The sequence below is a fragment of the Methylobacterium sp. E-016 genome (assembly GCF_022829745.1).
GTDB lineage: Bacteria > Pseudomonadota > Alphaproteobacteria > Rhizobiales > Beijerinckiaceae > Methylobacterium.
On the sequence record NZ_JAKSYF010000064.1, the window covers coordinates 36,662 to 55,112 of the forward strand.

18 protein-coding genes and 1 pseudogene are annotated in these 18,451 nt (G+C 72.2%); 8 read left to right on the forward strand and 11 right to left on the reverse strand.

Translation table 11 applies throughout. The features are described from left to right. Nucleotides 1-33: 33 nt before the first annotated feature. Both MKK68_RS06700 and MKK68_RS06705 read right to left on the reverse strand, forming a co-directional pair. Nucleotides 34-456 carry a type II toxin-antitoxin system VapC family toxin gene (locus MKK68_RS06700; protein ID WP_243986722.1) on the reverse strand — a complete coding sequence of 141 codons (423 nt, stop codon included), beginning with the start codon at nucleotides 454-456 and terminating at the stop codon, nucleotides 34-36. Next, entirely contained in the window at nucleotides 453-701 is a 249-nt protein-coding gene (locus tag MKK68_RS06705; RefSeq protein ID WP_147728654.1) for a FitA-like ribbon-helix-helix domain-containing protein, read from the reverse strand. Before MKK68_RS06705 ends, MKK68_RS06700 begins: the two co-directional genes overlap by 4 nt. Before the next feature lie 163 nt (nucleotides 702-864). On the opposite strand from MKK68_RS06705, the gene catC reads away from it, so the two are divergent. Then, entirely contained in the window at nucleotides 865-1,140 is a 276-nt protein-coding gene (gene catC / locus MKK68_RS06710; RefSeq protein WP_147728655.1) for a muconolactone Delta-isomerase, read from the forward strand. 48 nt (nucleotides 1,141-1,188) lie between these two features. Here the strand turns inward: catC and MKK68_RS06715 are convergent, their stop codons facing one another. Beyond that, a complete protein-coding gene (locus MKK68_RS06715) occupies nucleotides 1,189-2,418 on the reverse strand; it encodes an ABC transporter substrate-binding protein (RefSeq protein ID WP_409567185.1) in 1,230 nt (409 codons plus the stop codon). Nucleotides 2,419-2,716: 298 nt separating this feature from the next. Between MKK68_RS06715 and MKK68_RS06720 the strand changes: the two genes are divergently transcribed. Beyond that, nucleotides 2,717-3,025, forward strand: a complete 309-nt coding sequence (locus MKK68_RS06720; protein WP_147728656.1) for a YciI family protein — start codon at nucleotides 2,717-2,719, stop codon at nucleotides 3,023-3,025. A gap of 13 nt (nucleotides 3,026-3,038) precedes the next feature. Here the strand turns inward: MKK68_RS06720 and MKK68_RS06725 are convergent, their stop codons facing one another. From MKK68_RS06725 to msrA, 3 genes are all read right to left on the reverse strand, one after another. Beyond that, nucleotides 3,039-3,908, reverse strand: a complete 870-nt coding sequence (locus MKK68_RS06725) for an amidohydrolase family protein (protein ID WP_244029449.1) — start codon at nucleotides 3,906-3,908, stop codon at nucleotides 3,039-3,041. A 180-nt stretch (nucleotides 3,909-4,088) separates the two neighbouring features. After that, entirely contained in the window at nucleotides 4,089-5,396 is a 1,308-nt protein-coding gene (locus MKK68_RS06730) for an MFS transporter (RefSeq protein WP_147729794.1), read from the reverse strand. Between the two features lie 290 nt (nucleotides 5,397-5,686). Further along, nucleotides 5,687-6,427, reverse strand: a complete 741-nt coding sequence (msrA, locus tag MKK68_RS06735; protein WP_409567186.1) for a peptide-methionine (S)-S-oxide reductase MsrA — start codon at nucleotides 6,425-6,427, stop codon at nucleotides 5,687-5,689. A 292-nt stretch (nucleotides 6,428-6,719) separates the two neighbouring features. Here msrA and MKK68_RS06740 point away from each other — a divergent pair, with 292 nt between their 5' ends. From MKK68_RS06740 to MKK68_RS06750, 3 genes are all read left to right on the forward strand, one after another. Beyond that, nucleotides 6,720-7,040, forward strand: a complete 321-nt coding sequence (locus MKK68_RS06740) for a helix-turn-helix transcriptional regulator (protein WP_147729654.1) — start codon at nucleotides 6,720-6,722, stop codon at nucleotides 7,038-7,040. Continuing rightward, entirely contained in the window at nucleotides 7,024-8,262 is a 1,239-nt protein-coding gene (locus tag MKK68_RS06745; protein ID WP_244029451.1) for a type II toxin-antitoxin system HipA family toxin, read from the forward strand. Before MKK68_RS06740 ends, MKK68_RS06745 begins: the two co-directional genes overlap by 17 nt. A 310-nt stretch (nucleotides 8,263-8,572) precedes the next feature. Next, nucleotides 8,573-10,504 (forward strand): potassium transporter Kup, encoded by a 1,932-nt coding sequence (locus tag MKK68_RS06750; protein ID WP_147843773.1) that lies wholly within the window; start codon nucleotides 8,573-8,575, stop codon nucleotides 10,502-10,504. Nucleotides 10,505-10,520: 16 nt separating this feature from the next. Here MKK68_RS06750 and MKK68_RS06755 read toward each other — a convergent pair whose 3' ends face one another. Together MKK68_RS06755 and MKK68_RS06760 are read right to left on the reverse strand one after the other, a co-directional pair. Continuing rightward, a complete protein-coding gene (locus tag MKK68_RS06755) occupies nucleotides 10,521-11,234 on the reverse strand; it encodes a response regulator (RefSeq protein WP_147729183.1) in 714 nt (237 codons plus the stop codon). After that, nucleotides 11,234-11,746, reverse strand: coding sequence for a MarR family winged helix-turn-helix transcriptional regulator (locus MKK68_RS06760; RefSeq protein ID WP_147859478.1), 513 nt, complete (start codon nucleotides 11,744-11,746; stop codon nucleotides 11,234-11,236). Before MKK68_RS06760 ends, MKK68_RS06755 begins: the two co-directional genes overlap by 1 nt. Before the next feature lie 249 nt (nucleotides 11,747-11,995). On the opposite strand from MKK68_RS06760, the gene MKK68_RS06765 reads away from it, so the two are divergent. The 3 genes from MKK68_RS06765 (at nucleotide 11,996) to MKK68_RS06775 (ending at nucleotide 13,738) form a co-directional block, all read left to right on the forward strand. After that, nucleotides 11,996-12,883: a branched-chain amino acid aminotransferase gene (locus tag MKK68_RS06765; RefSeq protein WP_147728600.1), complete on the forward strand. Its 888-nt coding sequence runs from the start codon at nucleotides 11,996-11,998 to the stop codon at nucleotides 12,881-12,883. A 127-nt stretch (nucleotides 12,884-13,010) separates the two neighbouring features. Then, nucleotides 13,011-13,307, forward strand: a complete 297-nt coding sequence (locus MKK68_RS06770; RefSeq protein WP_147728601.1) for a DUF3072 domain-containing protein — start codon at nucleotides 13,011-13,013, stop codon at nucleotides 13,305-13,307. A 221-nt stretch (nucleotides 13,308-13,528) separates the two neighbouring features. After that, nucleotides 13,529-13,738 (forward strand): Flp family type IVb pilin, encoded by a 210-nt coding sequence (locus MKK68_RS06775; protein WP_147728602.1) that lies wholly within the window; start codon nucleotides 13,529-13,531, stop codon nucleotides 13,736-13,738. Between the two features lie 6 nt (nucleotides 13,739-13,744). Here the strand turns inward: MKK68_RS06775 and MKK68_RS06780 are convergent, their stop codons facing one another. From MKK68_RS06780 to MKK68_RS29890, 3 genes and pseudogenes are all read right to left on the reverse strand, one after another. Beyond that, on the reverse strand, nucleotides 13,745-14,539 hold the full coding sequence (locus MKK68_RS06780) for a DUF937 domain-containing protein (RefSeq protein ID WP_147728603.1): 795 nt from the start codon (nucleotides 14,537-14,539) through the stop codon (nucleotides 13,745-13,747). A 201-nt stretch (nucleotides 14,540-14,740) separates the two neighbouring features. Beyond that, nucleotides 14,741-16,144, reverse strand: a complete 1,404-nt coding sequence (locus MKK68_RS29885; RefSeq protein WP_409567187.1) for an MATE family efflux transporter — start codon at nucleotides 16,142-16,144, stop codon at nucleotides 14,741-14,743. A 249-nt stretch (nucleotides 16,145-16,393) separates the two neighbouring features. Continuing rightward, nucleotides 16,394-18,298, reverse strand: a pseudogene (locus MKK68_RS29890) (monovalent cation:proton antiporter-2 (CPA2) family protein); the annotation flags it as partial. Between the last annotated feature and the right edge of the window lie 153 nt (nucleotides 18,299-18,451).

Sequence of the window (18,451 nt, forward strand, 5' to 3'; positions counted from 1 at the left end):
GCCGGGTCGCCCCGCGCCGTCGAGACGCGTCCGTCAGGCGGACGCCCAGGGATCGATGACGGTGATCCCGCATCCGGTGAAGTCCCGGGCGTTGCGCGTCGCGAGGCGCGCTCCGCGCGACCGCACGATTGCCGCGATCTGTCCGTCGATCTGGCTGATCGGCTGGCCGGCCTTACGCCGTCCGACGACGATCTCCGGGTAGGCCGAGGCGGCTTCGCCGTCGAAGGACAGGACCCGCCCCGCCATCTCGACCTCGAACATCGTCCGTGCCGCTTCCGTCAGCCCGATGCGCCGCCGCCCTTCCGGCAGGAGGGCGAGGCCGTAGAAGATCTCGGCCTGCGTCAGGGTCGTCGTGAACAGGCCCGCGATCGGTTGCTGGGTGAGCCAGGCGAGGAGCTTCGGCTCGGGGCTCGCCCGCATCAGCTCGGAGAGGACGTTGGTGTCGAGGACGATCACGCCTCGAAGCTCGGCGGCTCCCGGCCCGGGTCCCGCGGCACCTCCGGCAGGTCGACGCCGCCGAGCGCCGCGAAGCGCTCATGGATCGCCCGGCCGAGATCGCGCGGGCGGGAAACTTCGCTCGAGAGCGCCGAGCGCAGGATGTCGCGCGCCTCGTCCTCCATCGATCGGCCGTGCATCGCGGCACGGATGCGAAGGCGCGCCTTGAGCGCGTCGTCGATGTTGCGGATCGTCATCACGGCCATGGGCGCGCCTGTCGTCAATGACTGCAGATTATTCCTTGACGGATCGACCGGCAAGGATCGCTCGGGCCTGCGGTCGTCATCCGCACGGTCGCCGTCCATGATACGCGATGGCCGAGCGCTCCCGGGAGGGGCGAGCGCCGGCTCGTGACGCGAGGACGCATCGATGCTGTATCACGTCAGGATGGACGTCCATCCGCCCACGCAGCTGCCGCCGGCCGAGTTCGACCGGTTGAAGGCCGAGGAGAAGGCGCAGGCGCGGGCGCTCCAGGAATCGGGCCGGTGGGTGCACCTCTGGCGCATCGCCGGGCAGTACGCCAACATCAGCGTGTTCGACGTGGCCGACCACGACGAGCTGCACGCGATCCTCTCCGGCCTGCCGCTGTTCCCGTTCATGAGCGTGACGGTGACGCCGCTGGCCCGGCACCCGTCGGCCTTGTGAGCGGGGGGCCCCTTCCCTCTCCCCTCTGCGGGAGAGGGAAGGCTGGGGTCACGGGTTCGTCACCAGCCTGCAGGTGCTCTGCGCCAGCGGCTGGAAGGCCTCGTCGCCGGGGATGGTCTTGAGGATCGTGTAGAAGTCCCACGGGCCCTTCGACTCGGCCGGGGTCTTCACCCGCGCCAGGTACATGTCGTGGACCATGCGGCCGTTGGGGCGCAGCTTGGCGTTGCGCGCGAAGGCGTCCTCGATCGGCAGCGCACGCATCTTGGCCATCACCGCGAGGCCGTCGTCGGTGCCCGCCGCCTCGGCCGCCTTGAGGTAGTGCAGCACCGCCGAGTAGTCGCCGGCCTGGACCATGGTCGGCATCCGCCCGCCCATGCGTTCGCCGAAGCGCTTCGCGAAGGCGCGGGTGCGGTCGTCGAGGTCCCAGTAGAAGCCCGTCGTCAGGATCATGCCCTGTGCCGCCTTCAGGCCGACCGAGTTGACGTCGGTGAGGAAGATGTTGAGGCCGCCGAGCGACTGGCCGCCCTCGGCGATGCCGAACTCGGCGGCCTGCTTGATGGTGTTGATCGTGTCGGCGCCGGCATTGGCCATGCCGATGATCCGGGCGCCCGAGGCCTGCGCCTGGATCAGGTAGGACGAGAAGTCGGCGTTCGGGAACGGGTGCTTGACCGAGCCGAGCACCGTGCCGCCCTTGGCCCGCACCACGCGGGTGACCTGGGCCTCGAGGTCGTGCCCGAAGGTGTAGTCGGCGGTGATGAAGAACCAGGTGTTCTTCGGGTCGTCGGCCAGCGCCGCGGCGGTGCCGGCGGCGAGCGCGTGGGTGTCCCAGGACCAGTGCGCGCCGGTGGCCGAGCAGGCGGCGTTGGTCAGCGCCATCGAGCCGGCGCCGGAATTGATGTCGACCTTGCCCTTGGCGCGGGCGACCTCGCGCACGGCGAGCCCCGCCACCGACGAGTTCGTGTCGAAGATCGCGTCCACCCCCTCCGTGTCGAACCAGCGGCGGGCGATGGTCGAGGCGATGTCGGCCTTGTTCTGGTGGTCGGCGAAGATCAGCTCGACCTTGCGGCCGCCGATCGCCCTGCCGAAATCCTCGATCGCGAGCTGCGCCGCCGTCACCGAGCCCTTGCCAGCGAGGTCCGAGTAGCCGCCGGACATGTCGGTCAGCACGCCGATCCTGATGCCGCCGTCGGCGTATTGGGCGGAGGCCGGCGTGGCCGCGAGCAGCACGGCCGTGGACAGCGCTGCAGCGAGCGCGGATGCGGGAATGGTCCTTGCCACGATCGTCCTCCCGGGGGCTTGTGGTCGCGAATCCGATTCGCGTGCCCGCCCGCGGATTCGGTGATCCGGCCTCGCCCGGTTGGCGGTTTTTCCCCGCGTCCGGAGGCAGGCCAACGCCGTGCGCGAGGCCTCGCGCGCGGCCGGCTTCACCTATAGCGGCGTCCCGGTGCGCGATCGCGCCCGGCCGGGGCGAACCGGTGAGAACCGCCCGCGGGTGTCAGGAAGCCCGGGCGCGCCATCGCCTGCGCCGCGCTACACAAACGATCGCCGCCATCCGCAGCCCGCCCCCGGAGCCGCCATGCCGTTCATCATCGAGACCTTCGACAAGCCCGGCCACGAGCACCTGCGCCGCGCGGCGAGGGCCGAGCACCTCGCCTTCCTGGAGGCCCAGGCCGCGCGGCTGCTCGCCTGCGGCGCGAAACTGTCCGACGACGGGTCGGATGCGGGCGGCGGCCTCTACCTCGTCGACGTGGAGACGCGGGCGGAGGCCGAGCGCTTCATCGCCGAGGACCCGTTCGCGAAGGCCGGCCTGTTCGAGCGGGTCGCGATCCAGCGCTGGCGCAAGGCCTATCTCGACGGTCGGAGCTACCTGAAGCCCCAGGCCTAGCCGAAGCCCAGGCCTAGCCGAAGCCGTAGAGCGCGCGCGGGTTCTCGACGAAGAGCCTTCGGCGCCTGGCCTCGTCCGGCACCCAGTCGGCGATCAGGTCGAGGAGCGTCGCGAGCTTCGGCGGCCCGTCCCAGGCGGCGACGTGCGGCCAGTCGGAGCCCCACAGGCAGCGCTCGGGTGCGGCGTCGTTCAGCGCCCGGGCGAAGGGGATGGTGTCGGCGTAGGGCGCGCCCGCCACCGAGGTGCGGAACGCGCCCGAGAGCTTCACCCAGGCGCCGTCGCGCACCAGCGCCACGAGGGTGGAAAAGCCCGGGTCCGAAAGGCCCGCCGCGGTCGGCATGTGGCCCATGTGGTCGACGACGAAGGGCACCGGCAGCCGCGAGAGGCGCTGGGCCAGCGGCGGCAGGATGCGGGCGTCGATCAGGAATTGCAGGTGCCAGCCCATCTCGCGGGCGAGCGCGCCGTAGGCCTCGACCGCCGCGAAATCGATGCCGCCGCCGTAGAGCACGTTGAGGCGCAGGCCGACGATGCCGGCGTCCTTCATCGCGCGGAGGTCGCGCTCGGGCAGCCCGAGGGGGATCACGGCGATGCCGCGCAGGCGCTCGGCGTTCGCGGCCAGCGTCTCCAGCAGCAGCCGGTTGTCGGTGCCGTGGACGCTGACCTGGACCAGCACGCCGTGGGCCATGCCGGTGGCGTCGAGCATCGCCAGGTAGGCCTGCGCCGGCGCCGCCGGCGGGGTGTAGCTGCGATTCTCCACGAACGGATGGGCCGGCGGCCGGCCGATCACGTGGGCATGGCTGTCGACCGCGCCCGCCGGCACCGCGTAGCGCGTCGGGCCGGCGGGATGCGGATCGGGGGCGGGGCAATCGCGGATCGGGATCATGGCGTCCTCTCCTCCGAACTCGACGCAGTCTTTCCCTCCCCCCTGAGCGGGGGAGGGTGGCCCGCGCAGCGGGTCGGGAGAGGGGAGCGCGTTGTCCGGAGAGGTCGCTCCCCTCTCCCGACCCTCGCTGACGCGAGGCCCACCCTCCCCCGCAGATGGGGGAGGGACAAACCCGTCCCCCTACCCGTCGGCGTGCAGCACCTTCCCCCGCGTCTCCGGCAGGGCGAAGGCGGCGAGAAAGAACACGCCGTAGGCGCCCGCGGCGAAGACCGCGATCGCCGAGGCGAGGCCGATCGATTTCGAGAGCTCGCCCACCAGGAACGGGAACAGCGCGCCGAGGCCCCGCCCGAAATTGTAGCAGAAGCCCTGGCCCGAGCCGCGCAGCCGCGTCGGGTAGAGCTCGGTGAGGAAGGCGCCCATCCCCGAGAAGTAGCCCGAGGCGAAGAAGCCGAGCGGGAAGCCCAGCACCCACAGCACCGCGTTCGAGAGCGGCAGCTGGGTGTAGGCGACGATGACCAGGATCGCGCCGATCGAGAAGATCAGGAACAGCGGGCGCCGCCCGAGCCGGTCGGCGAGCCAGGCGCCGACGAGGTAGCCGGCAAACGAGCCCACGATCAGCGCCGAGAGGTAGCCGGTGGAGGAGACGATCGACAGGCCGCGCTCGGTGGTGAGGTAGCGCGGCAGCCAGGTGGTGATGGCGTAGTAGCCGCCCTGGCAGCCGGCGGCGGCGAGCGAGGCCAGGATCGTGGTGCGCAGCAGCGGGCCGGCGAAGATCTCCCAGAGCTTGGGCTCCTCGCCGGCCGCGCGCGCCCTGGCGCGGGTCTCGGCGGCGACCTTCGGCTCCGCGACGTAGCGGCGGAGGTAGAACACCAGCAGCGCCGGCAGCGCGCCGATCGCGAACATCCAGCGCCACGCGCTCTCGGGCGGGAGATAGGAGAACAGCACCGCCTGCGACAGCACCGCCATCCCCCAGCCGATCGCCCAGCCGGACTGCACCGAGCCGACGGCCCGGCCGCGATACTGCGCCCGGATGGTCTCGCCCATCAGCACCGCGCCGGCCGCCCACTCGCCGCCGAAGCCGAGGCCGAGCAGCGCGCGGGCGACGAGCAGCTGCTCGAAGTTCTGCACGAAGGCGCAGACCAGCGAGAAGACCGAGAACCAGAGGATGGTGATCTGCAGCGTCAGCACGCGGCCGATGCGGTCGGCGACGAAGCCGGCGAGCCACCCGCCGAGCGCGGAGGCCAGCAGCGTGACGGTGGCGGCGAGGCCGGCCGTGCCCGGATCGACCCTCCACAGGCTGATGATCGTGCCGATCACCAACGGGTAGATCATGAAGTCCATGCCGTCGAGCGCCCAGCCGGCGGCGCAGGCCCAGAAGGTGCGCCGCTCGGGCGTGGTCATGATCCGGTAGAACGCCCCGAGGCTGGCATCCTCGATCGGCACGAGGTCGAGGGGGTTTGGGGCTCCGGGTCCCGACGCCACAGCCATGATCCGGTCCCCTTTCGCCGACCCGGCGATCCTGGCGCGGATCGGAGCGGCAGGACAAGGGCGCCGGCGGCACGGGAGGGGGGAAGGACGAAGGATTGTCGCGGTGCGCCGCACGGAGCCGGTCATCCCACCCACCCCCTCATCCTGAGGTGCCCCTTGCCTCGGCAAGGGGCCTCGAAGGAGCCCTCCCGCCGTCGGTGCGATCCCTGGAGCCCTCCTTCGAGGCCGCTCACGCGGCGCCTCAGGATGAGGGGGTCGGGTGGGACGAGGCGGCGCGGACGCTGCCCGCCTCAGGCCGGCGGGCGGCCGCCGACCAGCACCGGCTCCGGCGCGGTGCGCTCGGGGAACAGCGCCTGCAGGTCGCGCAGCTTCGGCGCGTCGTTGGCGGCGATGTAGGGGTGGTTCGGGTGGCTCGCCATGAAGTCCTGGTGGTAGCCTTCCGCCGGGTAGAAGGTCGCGCCCGGCTCGATCCGCGTGGCGATCGGCTTCGCGTAGGCGTGCGCGGCGTCGAGCTGGGCGATGTAGGCCTCGGCGACCCGCGCCTGCTCCGCGTCGGCGGGGAAGATCGCCGAGCGGTATTGCGGGCCGGAATCCGGGCCCTGGCGGTTCACCTGCGTCGGGTCGAGCGCCACCGAGAAGAAGATCCGCAGCAGCTCGTCGTAGCGGATCACCTTGGGATCGTAGGTGATGCGCACCGCCTCGGCATGGCCGGTGCCGCCGGTGCTGACCGCGCTGTAGCGCGCATCCGACGCGTCGCCGCCGGCATAGCCCGACACGGCCCGGCGGACGCCGCGCACGTGCTGGAACACCCCCTGCACGCCCCAGAAGCAGCCGCCGGCGAGCGTCGCGGTGCGCAGGCCGGTCTCCTTCGCGGTCTCCCGGGCGGTCACGGCGGCCTCCGGCAGGCGCCGGCCGGGCTCCTCCGCATGGGCGAGGCCGCGCAGCGAGACCGCACCGGCCATCAGGGCGAGGCCCGCGACCGTCGCGAGCGCGATCCCGCGCAGGCCGGACGCTTTGGGTGTCAGGGACATGTTCTTGGACATGGCGGTCTCCGAGCGAGGGGGCGCGGCGCGCGCGGGGCGGGGGCCGATCCTCATGTACGCGCAGCCGAGGCCATCGGTTACGCGGCATCGTGGGCACCGGAGCGCGCCGGGTGCGTCGCGGCGCCCAGCTCAGGCGGCCGGCGCGTCGGCGAGCCCACGGAGGCGACGCGAGCCCGTGTCCGGTCGGTTCGGCGGAGGGTTGCCGCCCGGCAGTCCGTGCTAGTCCTTCAGGCGATCAGAAGATATATCACAAACCAAGATAACGTATGGAGTTCTAGCCATGCGCACGACCACGGTCCTGTCGAGCGACGAACTGGCGAGCCTCGCGAGGCTCGGCCAGACCATCCGGCTCGCACGGCTGCGCCGAAACCTCACCCAGGCCGCGTTCGCCGAGCGCATGGGGGTCGGCCGCCCATCCGTGGTCGCGATCGAGAACGGGCGTCCGGGCGTGGCGGTCGGCATCCTGCTCAAGGCGCTGACCGTCCTCGGCTATACCGAACGCCTCGGGGAGATCGTCGCCGCCGATCCGATCGGCGACGACATGGACGCCGTGCTCGGCCGCCGGCGATCGAGGAGGTCTGCCCATGTGGCGGATTTCTGAATCCGGCCGCCTCGACGAGCTCGTCGTCTTCCGATGGGATGCGGCGCGCTACGTCCCCGTCGGCTCGCTCCGCTTCGAAGGGGGCGACAGGCGGATCGGCCGCTTCGTCTACGCCAAGTCCGTCCTTCGCTCCGGGACCCCGAGGCCGATCGATCCGATCGGGCTTCCGATCAGCGGCCGGTCGAGGTCGGCTCATCCCGACGAGGTCCACCTCGCCTTTCACGATGCCGGGCCCGACGGCTGGGGCAAGGGCATCCTCGATCGGGCCTTCCCGCATCGACGCCTCGGGATGGCCGAGTATCTTGCCCTGGGCGGAACCACGCGAACGGGGGACCTCGCCTTCGGCCCGACCCCGGACGGTCCCCGAACCTGGGTTCCGGACGAAGCCCCGCTCCTGCACCTGCCCGCCGCGGAGGACGACATCGCGGCGCTGCTGGCGGCGGCCGAGGCGATCGAGGACGGCCGCAGCGCCTCGCATCACCTGCAGGTGCTCCTCCGCAACAGCGCCGACGTCGGGGGCGCCCGCCCCAAGGCGCGGCTGCGGCACCGCGGGCGCCAGTGGATCGCGAAGTTTCCCGCCTGGGGCGACAGGTTCGACGATCCGCGCGCGGAGGCGGTCTGCCTCGACGTCGCCGAGGCGGCCGGCCTGTCGGTCCCGGCTCGCGAGCTTCTCGATATCGGCGGTCGAAGCGTGCTTCTCGTCGAACGGTTCGACCGCACCTCGGAAGGCGAGCCGATCGCCTATCTGAGTGCGGCCACGCTGCTCAAGGAGCCGAGCTTCGGCTACGGCACCCGGAAGACCTACGTCGACATCGCGGCGGTCGCGGAGTCGATCGGCGTCGCGAACGCGTTTCCGGAGATGTTCCGGCGGCTCCTGGTGAACGCGTGCCTCCACAACACCGACGACCACCTGCGCAACCACGCGTTCCTCGGTGCGGGCGACGGGTGGCGGCTGTCGCCGGTCTTCGACATCGCACCGCATCCGGGCGTGATGCGGCATGTCTGCGCGCCGGCGCCGGGCCTCGGTCCCGAATGGGATGCCGAACGGGCGTTCGCGTCCCATCCGCGGTTCAAGCTGTCGCGCATCGCGGCCGACAGCATTCGCGAGGCGGTCCAGGCGGCGATGCGGCGCGTGCCGGAGTTCATGGCGGCGCGTGGGATGCCGGCCGGGGACCGGACGATGCTCGCCGCGAGTTTCGCCCCGGCCGCACGCGCGTCCTGAAATCGTGCCGGCCCCGGCCGCACGCGGGGCGCAGCCGGACCGACTGGGTGCAGATCCCGTCGGTGCAGGTCACGTCGAGGCAGGCCACGTCGGGGCGGTCGACGGATCGGATCCCGTCTCTCCGCGATTCCGGGCCGTCCCGACTTGTGCAACCCGGACACATCGCCGTGTTCCCACAGCATTCGCCCGCACCGGCATCTTGAACGGCCGCGCGGATGCAGGCAGCCTCGCGCCGATCTTCGATCCGAGGGGCGTGTCCGTGAGCCGAGCCGTCAGCCCTTCGCAGGAGCGTGCGCTTCCGGTCGCCCCGGTGGCGCGAAAGCCCGGGGCGGTGCGGCACGCGGCCGGGCCGGCGCTGACGCTCGGGGCGCTCGGGGTCGTCTACGGCGACATCGGCACCAGCCCGCTCTACGCCTTCAAGGAGGCGGTGAAGGCCGGCATCTCCGGCGGGGCGCCGGTCGCGGCGGCGGCCACCGGCGCGGTCTCGCTGATCCTGTGGGCGCTGATCCTGATCGTCTCGCTGAAATACGCGGTGCTGATCCTGCGCGCCGACAACCGCGGCGAGGGCGGCATCGTCGCGATGCTGGCGCTGCTCGGCGCCCGCCACGCCAAGGCCGGCACCTGGCAGGCGCTGCTGCTGGTGGTCGGGCTCGTCGGCGCGGCGCTTCTCTACGGCGACGGCGCGATCACCCCGGCGATCTCGGTGCTGTCGGCGATCGAGGGCCTGAAGGTCGACGCGCCGGTGCTGAGCCCCTTCGTCGTCCCGCTGACGATCCTGATCCTGATCGGGCTGTTCCTGGTCCAGCGGCAGGGCGTGGCGGTGATCGGCCGGGTGTTCGGCCCGGTGATGCTGGTGTGGTTCTCCGTCCTGGTGCTGCTGGCGATCCCGAGCATCTGGCACGCGCCGCAGATCCTGGCGGCGGTCAACCCGTGGCGGGCGGTCGACTTCCTGGTCCATGCCGGCTGGCACGTCTCGTTCCTGATGCTCGGCGCGGCCTTCCTCGCGGTCACCGGCGGCGAGGCGATGTATGCCGATCTCGGGCATTTCGGGGCGCCGGCGATCCGCACCGCGTGGTTCGGCCTCGTGCTGCCGGCGCTGCTGATCCACTATTGCGGGCAGGGCGCGCTGCTCATCGCCGAGCCGGACGCGATCGAGAACCCGTTCTACCGGCTCGCACCGGACTGGGCGCACTATCCCCTCGTGGCGCTCGCCACCATGGCCACCGTCATCGCCTCGCAGGCGGTGATCTCGGGGGTGTATTCCCTGACGCAGCAGGCGATCCAGCTCGGCTTCATGCCGGCGATGCGGGTGGTCCACACCGACAAGCACGAGCGCGGGCAGATCTACGTGCCGGCGGTGAACTGGCTCCTGGCGCTCGCCACCCTCGTCGCGGTGGTGCTGTTCGGCTCCTCCGATGCGCTGGCCGGCGCCTACGGCATCGCCGTCTCGGCGCTGATGGGCATCACCACGCTGCTCGCCGCGCTGATCGCGCTGCGCTGGGGCTACGGCCTCGCCGCGGTGCTCGCGGTCAACGGCTTCTTCCTCGCCATCGACCTGGTGTTCCTGGCGGCCAACAGCGCGAAGCTCCTCGAGGGCGGCTGGTTCCCGCTGGTGCTGGCCTTCTCGGTCGCCTTCCTGATGCTGACCTGGATGAAGGGCAACCGGGTGCTGGAGGCGGTGCGCGAGCCGCTGCGGCAGAAGGAGGACGCCTTCCTCGCCCGCCTCGCCTCGCACCCGCCGGTGACGCTGCCCGGCACCGCCGCCTTCCTCTCGGCGGCGAGCGAGGGCATCCCGATGGCGCTCGGGCGCCTGGTCGAGCGCAGCCGCTGCCTGCACGAGCGCATCCTCCTGATCACCGTGATCTACGAGGAGGAGCCGATCGTGCCGGCGTCGCAGCGCGCGGAGGTGACGCTCGTGGCTTCGGGCATCCGCAAGGCGATCTCGAAATACACGCCCGGGATGGAGCGCGTGGTGCTGCATTACGGCTTCATGCAGACGGCCTCGATTCCCGAAGGGCTGCAATGCGCGGTGGCGAGCGGCCTGCTGCCGGCGGAGTTCGTGGAGGACATCACCTACTTCGTCGGCCACGAGGCCATCATCCCGTCGCCGACCAACCCCGGCATGCACAGCTGGCGCGAGGGCCTCTACGCCTTCATGAAGCGCAACGCCGAGCGCACCGGCGCCCATTTCGGGCTGCCGACGCGGCAGGTGGTGGAGGTGGGGACCGAGATCGAGATCTGAGGGGCGCCATCGCCCCTCAATCCACCGCGAGCCGGTACCCGACCCCGCGCACGGTCTGCAGGAAGGTCGGGTTGGCCGGGTCGACCTCGGTCTTGCGGCGCAGGCGGTTGATCTGCACGTCGATGGTGCGCTCGGCGGCGAGCCCTCCGCCTCCGGCCAGCACCTCGCGCTCGACGTTGGCGCCGTGGGCGCCGGCCAGGATCGTCAGGATCTCGCGCTCGCGCTCGGTGATGCGGATCATCTCGTCCTCGCGGCGCAGCTCCCCGCGCTCGATCCGGTAGGAGAACGGCCCGAAGGTCACCACGTCGCCGGTGCCGGTGTCGCGGCGCGGGCCCGACGCCCGGTTGATGATGTTGGTGAGCCGGAGCGTCAGCTCGCGCGGCTCGAACGGCTTCGGCAGGTAGTCGTCGGCGCCGATCTCGAGGCCCATCACCCGGTCGTTCGGGTTGGAGCGGGCGGTGAGCATCAGGATCGGCACGCGCGAGGTCTCGCGCACGCTGCGCGCATAGGCGAAGCCGTCCTCGCCCGGCATCATCACGTCGAGCACCATCGCGTCGAAGACCAGGCTCTGCGCCTTGGCCCGCGCCTCGGCCGCGCTCGCGGCGGCGGTGACGCGGAACCCCTGCTCGGCGAGGTAGCGGGCGAGCAGCTCGCGCAGGCGCCGGTCGTCGTCGACCACGAGGACGTGCGGCGCCCCGTCGGAGAGCTCGGTGCGGGCATGGGCGGCCATCAGGCGGCCCCGCCGCCGCGGCGGGCCATCAGGCGGCGCACCACCGCCCGCTCGTCGGGCTCGATCATCGCCATCAGGAAGCTCTCGGGGGCGGCCGCATCCTCCGGCGAGGCCAGCGCGCGGGCCAGCCGCCGCGCCTGCACGCGGGTGAGGTCGGCGGCCAGCGCCGCGCCGCTCGGCGTGCAGGTGAGCAGGCGCTGGCGCCGGTCCTGGGTGCCGGGCCGCTGGGCGATGTAGCCCTGGCCGATCAGGTCCTTCAGCACCCGGTTGAGGCTCTGCTTGGTGATGCGCAGGATGTCGAGCAATTCGGCGATGGTCAGGCCGGGATAGCGGTCGACGAAGTGCAGCACCCGGTGGTGCGCCCGGCCGAAGCCGTACTCGGCCAGGATCCGGTCCGGATCGCCGACGAAGTCGCGATAGGCGAAGAACAGGAGCTCGATCAGGTCGTCGCTGCTGCAGGCGGCGGCCGGCTCGGCGGCGTCCTTGCGTTCGCGGAGGGCGGGAGATGTCACGTGCGGCCCGGGTCCGGTTGCGGCGCGAAGGGCGGGAGAGGAGACGAACGTCGGCGCGAAGGACGTCGGAGCGGAGAGGATGGGAACAGGAGCGTGCGCGCGATATACGTCAGTGTCGTTGACATATTCCAGGCCGGTTGGTACCCGTCAACCCCGCCGGCGCCGCCCGCATGCGCGCCCATCGACATCGTCCCCGCCGAAGGGCCCGCAGGTTGCGCGGGCCGCGACGATTTCCAGGAAGACGTTCCCATGTCCGTGATCCCGTTCGACGAGCGCGAGGGCACCATCTGGTTCGACGGCGCCATGGTGCCGTGGCGGGACGCCAAGATCCACGTGCTGAGCCACGGGCTGCATTACGGCTCGTCGGTGTTCGAGGGCGAGCGCGCCTATGGCGGGGTGATCTTCAAGAGCCTCGCCCATGCCGAGCGCCTGCGCCGCTCCGCCGAGCTGCTCGACTTCGCGGTGCCGTATTCGGCCGCCGAGATCGTCGCGGCCAAGGAGGCCGTGCTCAAGGTCAGCGGCCTGCAGGACGCGTATCTCCGCCCGGTCGCCTGGCGCGGCTCGGAGATGATGGGCGTCTCGGCCCAGGGCAACACCATCCACCTGGCGATCGCCGCCTGGGAATGGCCGAGCTACTTCGACGCCGCCACCAAGATGAAGGGCATCCGCCTCGACATCGCCGAGTATCGCCGGCCCGATCCCCGCACCGCCCCCTGCGCCTCGAAGGCGGCGGGCCTGTACATGATCTGCACGATCTCCAAGCACAGGGCCGAGAACAAGGGCTATGCCGACGCGCTGATGCTTGACTTCGAGGACAACGTCGCCGAGTGCACCGGCGCCAACGTGTTCTTCATCCGCGACGGGGCGATCCACACCCCCACCGCCGACCGCTTCCTCAACGGCATCACCCGGCAGACGGTGATCGAGCTGGCCCGCCGCCGCGGCCTCGCGGTCACCGAGCGCCGCATCCGCCCCGAGGAGATGGCCGACTTCTCGGAATGCTTCATCACCGGCTCGGCCGCCGAGGTCACCCCGGTCTCCGAGATCGGGCCCTACCGGTTCGCGCCGGGCGCGATCACCCGGACGCTGATGGACGACTACCTCGCCGAGGTGCAGCCGCAGGCGCGCGCAGCCTGAAGGTTCGCGCAGCCTGAAGGTTCGCGCGGCCTGAGGCGTCTTATCCCCCGCCGGTTCCGGCCGGCGGGGAACCTCGGGGATGCGGGCCGCGTTCTGACGGAACATTCCATGAACGCGTGAGTGCCCGATGACCAAGGCCGCTGCCAAGACCACGGCGAAGTCCGATTCGAAGTCCGACGCCAAGTCCGACACGAAGTCCGCTTCGAACGAGAACCCGAAGACCGACCCGAAGGACGTGTCGAACCAGATCAAGGATCCCGACCAGTGGACCACCGGCGGCGAGCCGATGACCGGTGCGCAGGCCTCCTATCTCAAGACCCTGTCGGAGGAGACCAAGGAGCCCGAGGCGTTCGATCCCGACATCGACAAGGCCGAGGCCTCCAAGCGCATCGACGCCCTGCGCAAGGAAGCCGGCCACGGCTGAGCGGGGCGAAGGCGCCCGCGGGGCCCGCTCCCGACGGGTCGCCCGAGCGCCCATCCCCTCTCGCCGCAAGCGGGGGAGGGGACCCGCAAAACGGCCGGTCGCACGGATCCTGCTTCGGCGGATGCCGCGACCGTCGCCCGTCGCCGATCGAGTTAAAACATCCTCAAGGTCGCGCGGATAGGGTCGCCGTGTGCCGGTTCGGCCGAGGAAGGCGATCATCGATGTCGAGGACGGCCGTCGAACTGTCGAAAGGGGCCGGAGCCGTGCCGCCGAAGCGCCGCTTCGCCGCCGACGCGCGCGGCGCGACGAGCATCGAGTACGCCCTGATCTCGGGGCTGGTCTTCCTGGCCATCGTCGGCAGCCTGCGCCTCTACGCGTCCAAGGTCAGCACCGTCTACCAGACCATCGGAAACGCGGTCAGCCAGAACTGACCAACCTCAGCGCGTCCCCGGCCGGCCCTTGCGCGACCGGTGCGACGCGTCCGGCTCCGAAGCGGGGTCGGCGTTCGGCGTCGTGCCCGAGGGCTTGGCCGCGGCCGCCTTGGCCGGGTCGGCCTCGGCCCAGAACGCCTCGAACAGGCCCTGCATCGCCTTGACGTTCTGTTCCTGAACCTCGGCGCCGGTCTTCAGCATCTGCTGGAACATGCCGCCGGCGGCATCGGGTTCCGGCTTCGGCGCGGGCTTCGAGACCTGGGGCTTCGAGACTGGGGGCCTGGCGGCCTGCTTCTGCGCCTCCGGCGCGGCCTGCGCCGGGACGAACGCCTTCATCATCTCGGCCCAGCCCGGCGCGACCGCGAACGGCGAGGGCGCCGGGGCGGGCGCCGGCTTGGCCTCCGGAGCCTGCTGGTTCAGCAGCATGTGGACGATGCTCGCGACCACCGCGCCGGCCATCATCGGAAGCATCTGGCGCAGCACCTGCGAGCCGACGCCGCTGGCCGAGGAGGCCTGCTGCAGGATCGCCTGGGTGAGGGCCGGCGAGCCGAACATCTGCCCGAGCATGGTCTCGGCCGGGCTGGGTGCCGGGCTCGCGGCGGGGCGGGCGCCGGCCAGCCCGAACATCTGCGACAGGCCGGTCGGGTCAGGGACGGCGCTGCGCTGCAGCCCGAGCGCGAAGGCCGGCATCAGGGCCTCCATCGCCCGGCGCGTCTGCTCGGGGGTGAGGCCGAACTGCTGGGCCACACTCTGCATCCCGGCGCCGTTCTGGGCCTGAAGCATGTCGAGCGGGTTGAACATCACGCGGCCTTGGTCTGTTCGCCGCGCGGAAAACCGCATCGCGGGCCGCGCGTTCCAAGTCTAGACCCTTATCGACGCCGCTGGCCAGTTGCCGGCCAACGTTCGGGCGCGTCCCGGCGCGATCGGTGCCGCGCATCCACCGGGGATCGCGTCGCGGCCGGGATGCCGGGGATGTCGCGCCCGCCGACGCGACGCGGCGCGCTACACCAGCGCGCCGCCATGGGCCGGGCCAGCGGCGACGCTCGCCTCGGGATCGGGCGCGCGCGCCGGCACCACGACGTCGCGCTCGAGCAGCGTGACCGTGCGGGCGGCCATCAGGATGCCGGCCAGCCCGAAGGCGAGCGAGCCGATGCCGACGCCGGCGAGAACCCCGCGCGGCCCGTACAGGGCGGCACCCGCGAGCGCCGGCGGCATCGTGCCCAGCGTCGCCCGGCCCCAGTTGAGCAGGGTCGAGCGGAACGGGAAGCCGAGGTTGTTGAACGCGGCGTTGGCCAGGAACAGCAGGCCGTTGAAGAACCACACCCCGCCGCTGACGAGGCAGAAGAAGCCGAACAGGTCGGCGGCGACCCCGTCGAGCGCGAACAGCCGCATCAGCGGGCCGCGGGCGAGCACCAGGGCGGCCCACACCACCGCCACGTAGAGGAAGGTCACGAGCGCGCCGTCGCGGAGCACGCCGCGCATCCGGTCGAAGCGGCGGGCGCCCCAGTTCTGGCCGAGGATCGGGCCGATCGAGCCCGACAGGGCGAACAGCCCGCCGAAGGCCACCGGGGTGAGCCGGTCGATCACCACGTTGGCCGCCACCGCCACCGCGCCGTAGCGGGCCAGCACGTGGGCGAGGAAGGCGCTCGCCACCGACGGCGCGAGGTTGGTGAGCACCGCCGGCAGCGCGATCCGGAACACCAGCGGCGCGTCGGCGACCGTCGCCGCGAGGCTCGCGGGCGCCAGCATCCGGTGCTGGCGCACCCCGTGCCAGCCGATCAGCGCGAAGGTGGCGCGCGCCACGCAGGTGGTGATCGCCGCCCCGTCGACCCCGAGCCCGGCCCCGAAGATCAGCAGCGGATCGAGCCCCACCGTCACCAGCGCGCCGCCGAGCGTCACGAACATCGCCTGGCGCGCGGCGCCGACCGCGCGCAGCAGCCCGGAGAACATCATCCCCGGGCCCATCAGCACGTTCGAGGGCAGGGCGATCCAGAGGAAGCGCTCGGCCACGGTCAGCGTCTCGCCCTCCGCGCCGATCGCCCGCAGCAGCGGGTCCGACAGCGGCAGCAGCAGCGCCACGAGGAGGGCGGAGGCGGCGAGCCCGAGCAGCGTCGACGAGGTCGCGATCCGCCGCGCGCCGTCCCGGTCGCCGGCGCCGATCGCGCGGCTGACCAGGGCGCCGGCGGCGATCATCAGGCCGATGTTGATGGCGATGGCGAAGAACTGGACGATCGCGGCGAAGCCGACCGCGGCGGTGAGGTCGGTGTCGCCGAGCTTCGACACGTAGAGCAGCGACAGCAGGTCGACGACGAACACCGCCATCAGGCCGATCGAGCCGGTGGCGCTCATCACCACCACGTGGCGCAGGATCGAGCCGGTGACGAAGCGGCCGGCATCGGGTGGCACAGTCTTCCCTCCCCCCGAAGCGGGGGAGGGAGGGGCTCGCGTCGGCGAGGGCCGTGAGAGGGGAGCGCCGTCTCGGGACGACGCGCTCCGCTCTCTCCCCCTGCTGCGGGGGGGACCTTTCCCCGCTTCAGGGGGAGGGGGAAGGGCGGCGTCCGCCTCACCGCTCACCGCTCTGGACCTCCATCGCCGGCGTGCGGATCGCGCGCGCGGCCTGGGCGTCCGCCTCCGCCTGCGCCGCGGCCTCGGCCTCGCGCTCGGCCTCCCGCTCGGCGGTGTCGACCGGCGGCCGGTGGCCTCGCGGCGGTCGTTGCCGATGATGTCGCGGGTCTCGGCCGAGAGCGCGCGGGCCGGGCGCTGCGGGGCGGTGAGCGGCTCGGGCTTCATCTCGGGCACGCCGATGCCGCGCAGCCAGCCGCCGCCCTCGGGGAGCGCCCCGGCCTGCTGCAGCACGAGGCGGGCGACGTCGCGCTTGCGCACGTCCTCGACCCGCGCGGCGGCGGCGTCGGCGGACAGCCCGAGGCCCTCCAGCGTCGCGCGGCCGAACACCAGGGCGGATTCGGCGGTCTCGCGGATGTGGAAGTCGACGTCGCGGTTCATCAGCTCGACGGCGTGCATCCGGTCGTAGGCGCGGACGTAGGTGCGGACCGACTCGAACTCCTCGTGGACGATGTCGACGATCTTCAGCGCCGCCTCGGCGTCGTCGATGCACAGGCACACCAGGTCGACCCGGCCGATGCCGGCGGCGCGCAGCACGTCGAGGCGGGTGCCGTCGCCGTAGTAGATCCGGAAGCCGAAGCGCGAGGCCGAGCGGATCTGCTCGACGTCCTTGTCGATCACCGTGACGCCGATGCCCTCGGCGAGCAGCACCTGCGTCAGGATCTGCCCGAACCGGCCGAAGCCGATCACCAGGACGCGGGCCTCGGCGCTCTCGACCACGTCGGTGGCCGGCAGCGCCTCGCCGCCGCGGCGGGCGCGGGCGAGGTCGAGCGCCTTGTCGAGGCCCTTGGCCGCCACCGGGCCGATCAGCATGGTGAGGGCGGCGAGCGCCACCGCGAAGCGCGTGGCGGTGGCGTCGGTCAAGCCCAGCGAGCCGGCGAGCGGCAGCAGCACGAAGGCGAACTCGCCGGCCGGCGCCAGGATCGCGGCGCCGCGCACCGCGTCGAGCCAGGTCGAGCCGAACAGGCGGAACAGCCCGGCCACCAGCGCGACCTTGACCAGGATCGCCGCGAAGGTCGCCCCGAACAGCAGCGGCCAGACCGCGCGCACCAGCCCGCCGTCGATCGACATGCCGACGCTCATGAAGAACAGGCCGAGCAGCATGCCGCGGAACGGCTCGATGTCGGCCTCGAGCTGGTGGCGGAAGTTCGATTCCGACAGCAGGATGCCGGCCAGGAACGCGCCCATCGCCATCGACAGGCCGACCTCGGCCATCAGCAGCGCGGTGCCGAGCACCACCAGGAGGGCCGCCGCCGTCATCACCTCGCGGGCGCCGCTCGCGGCGAGCAGGCGGAAGAAGCGGTTCAGGCCGTAGCGGCCGACGAGCACCACGGCGACGATCGCCGCCAGCGCCTTGCCGGTGGAGAGCGCCGCGTCCCCGAGCCAGGGCGCGCGGCTGCCGCCGCCGGCCGATGCCAGGAGCGGCATCAGCGCCAGGATGCCGACGACGGCGATGTCCTGGAACAGCAGCACCGCGAAGGCGCGGCTGCCGTAGGCGGTGCCGAGGTCGCCGCGCTCCTCCAGGAGCTGCAGCGCCACCGCGGTGGCCGAGAGCGCCAGCGTGATGCCGATGATGCCGCTGGCGCTGGGCGCCGCGCCGAGCAGCACGCCGAGGCCCCCGAGCACGATCGCGCAGACGACGAGCTGCGCCGTGCCGAGCCCGAAGATGTCGCGGCGCATCGAGACGAGCTGCGACAGGTGCAATTCGAGCCCGACGATGAACAGCAGCAGCACCACGCCGATCTCGGCGACGCTCGCCGCCGTCTCGGGCTCGGCGATCAGCGACAGGCCGGACGGGCCGATCAGCACCCCGGCGACGAGGTAGCCCAGCACCGCGCTCTGCCCGAGCAGCCGGAAGATCGGCACGCCGATCACCGCCGCCGACAGGAACGTCAGCACCGGCGGCAGGAAGCTCGCATGTTCGGCCGGGCTCGCCATGAAGCGCCTGATCGCGAGGACGGGACGTCCTGCCCTTACCGCGGACGGCGCGGAGGCGCGAGGGCCTTGCGGGTGCCGTTCGTCACCCGGCCGGCCCGCGGCGGCGCGCGGGCCCGCCGGAACGGCCGGCGCGGAACGCCGTCCCCCGGGCGT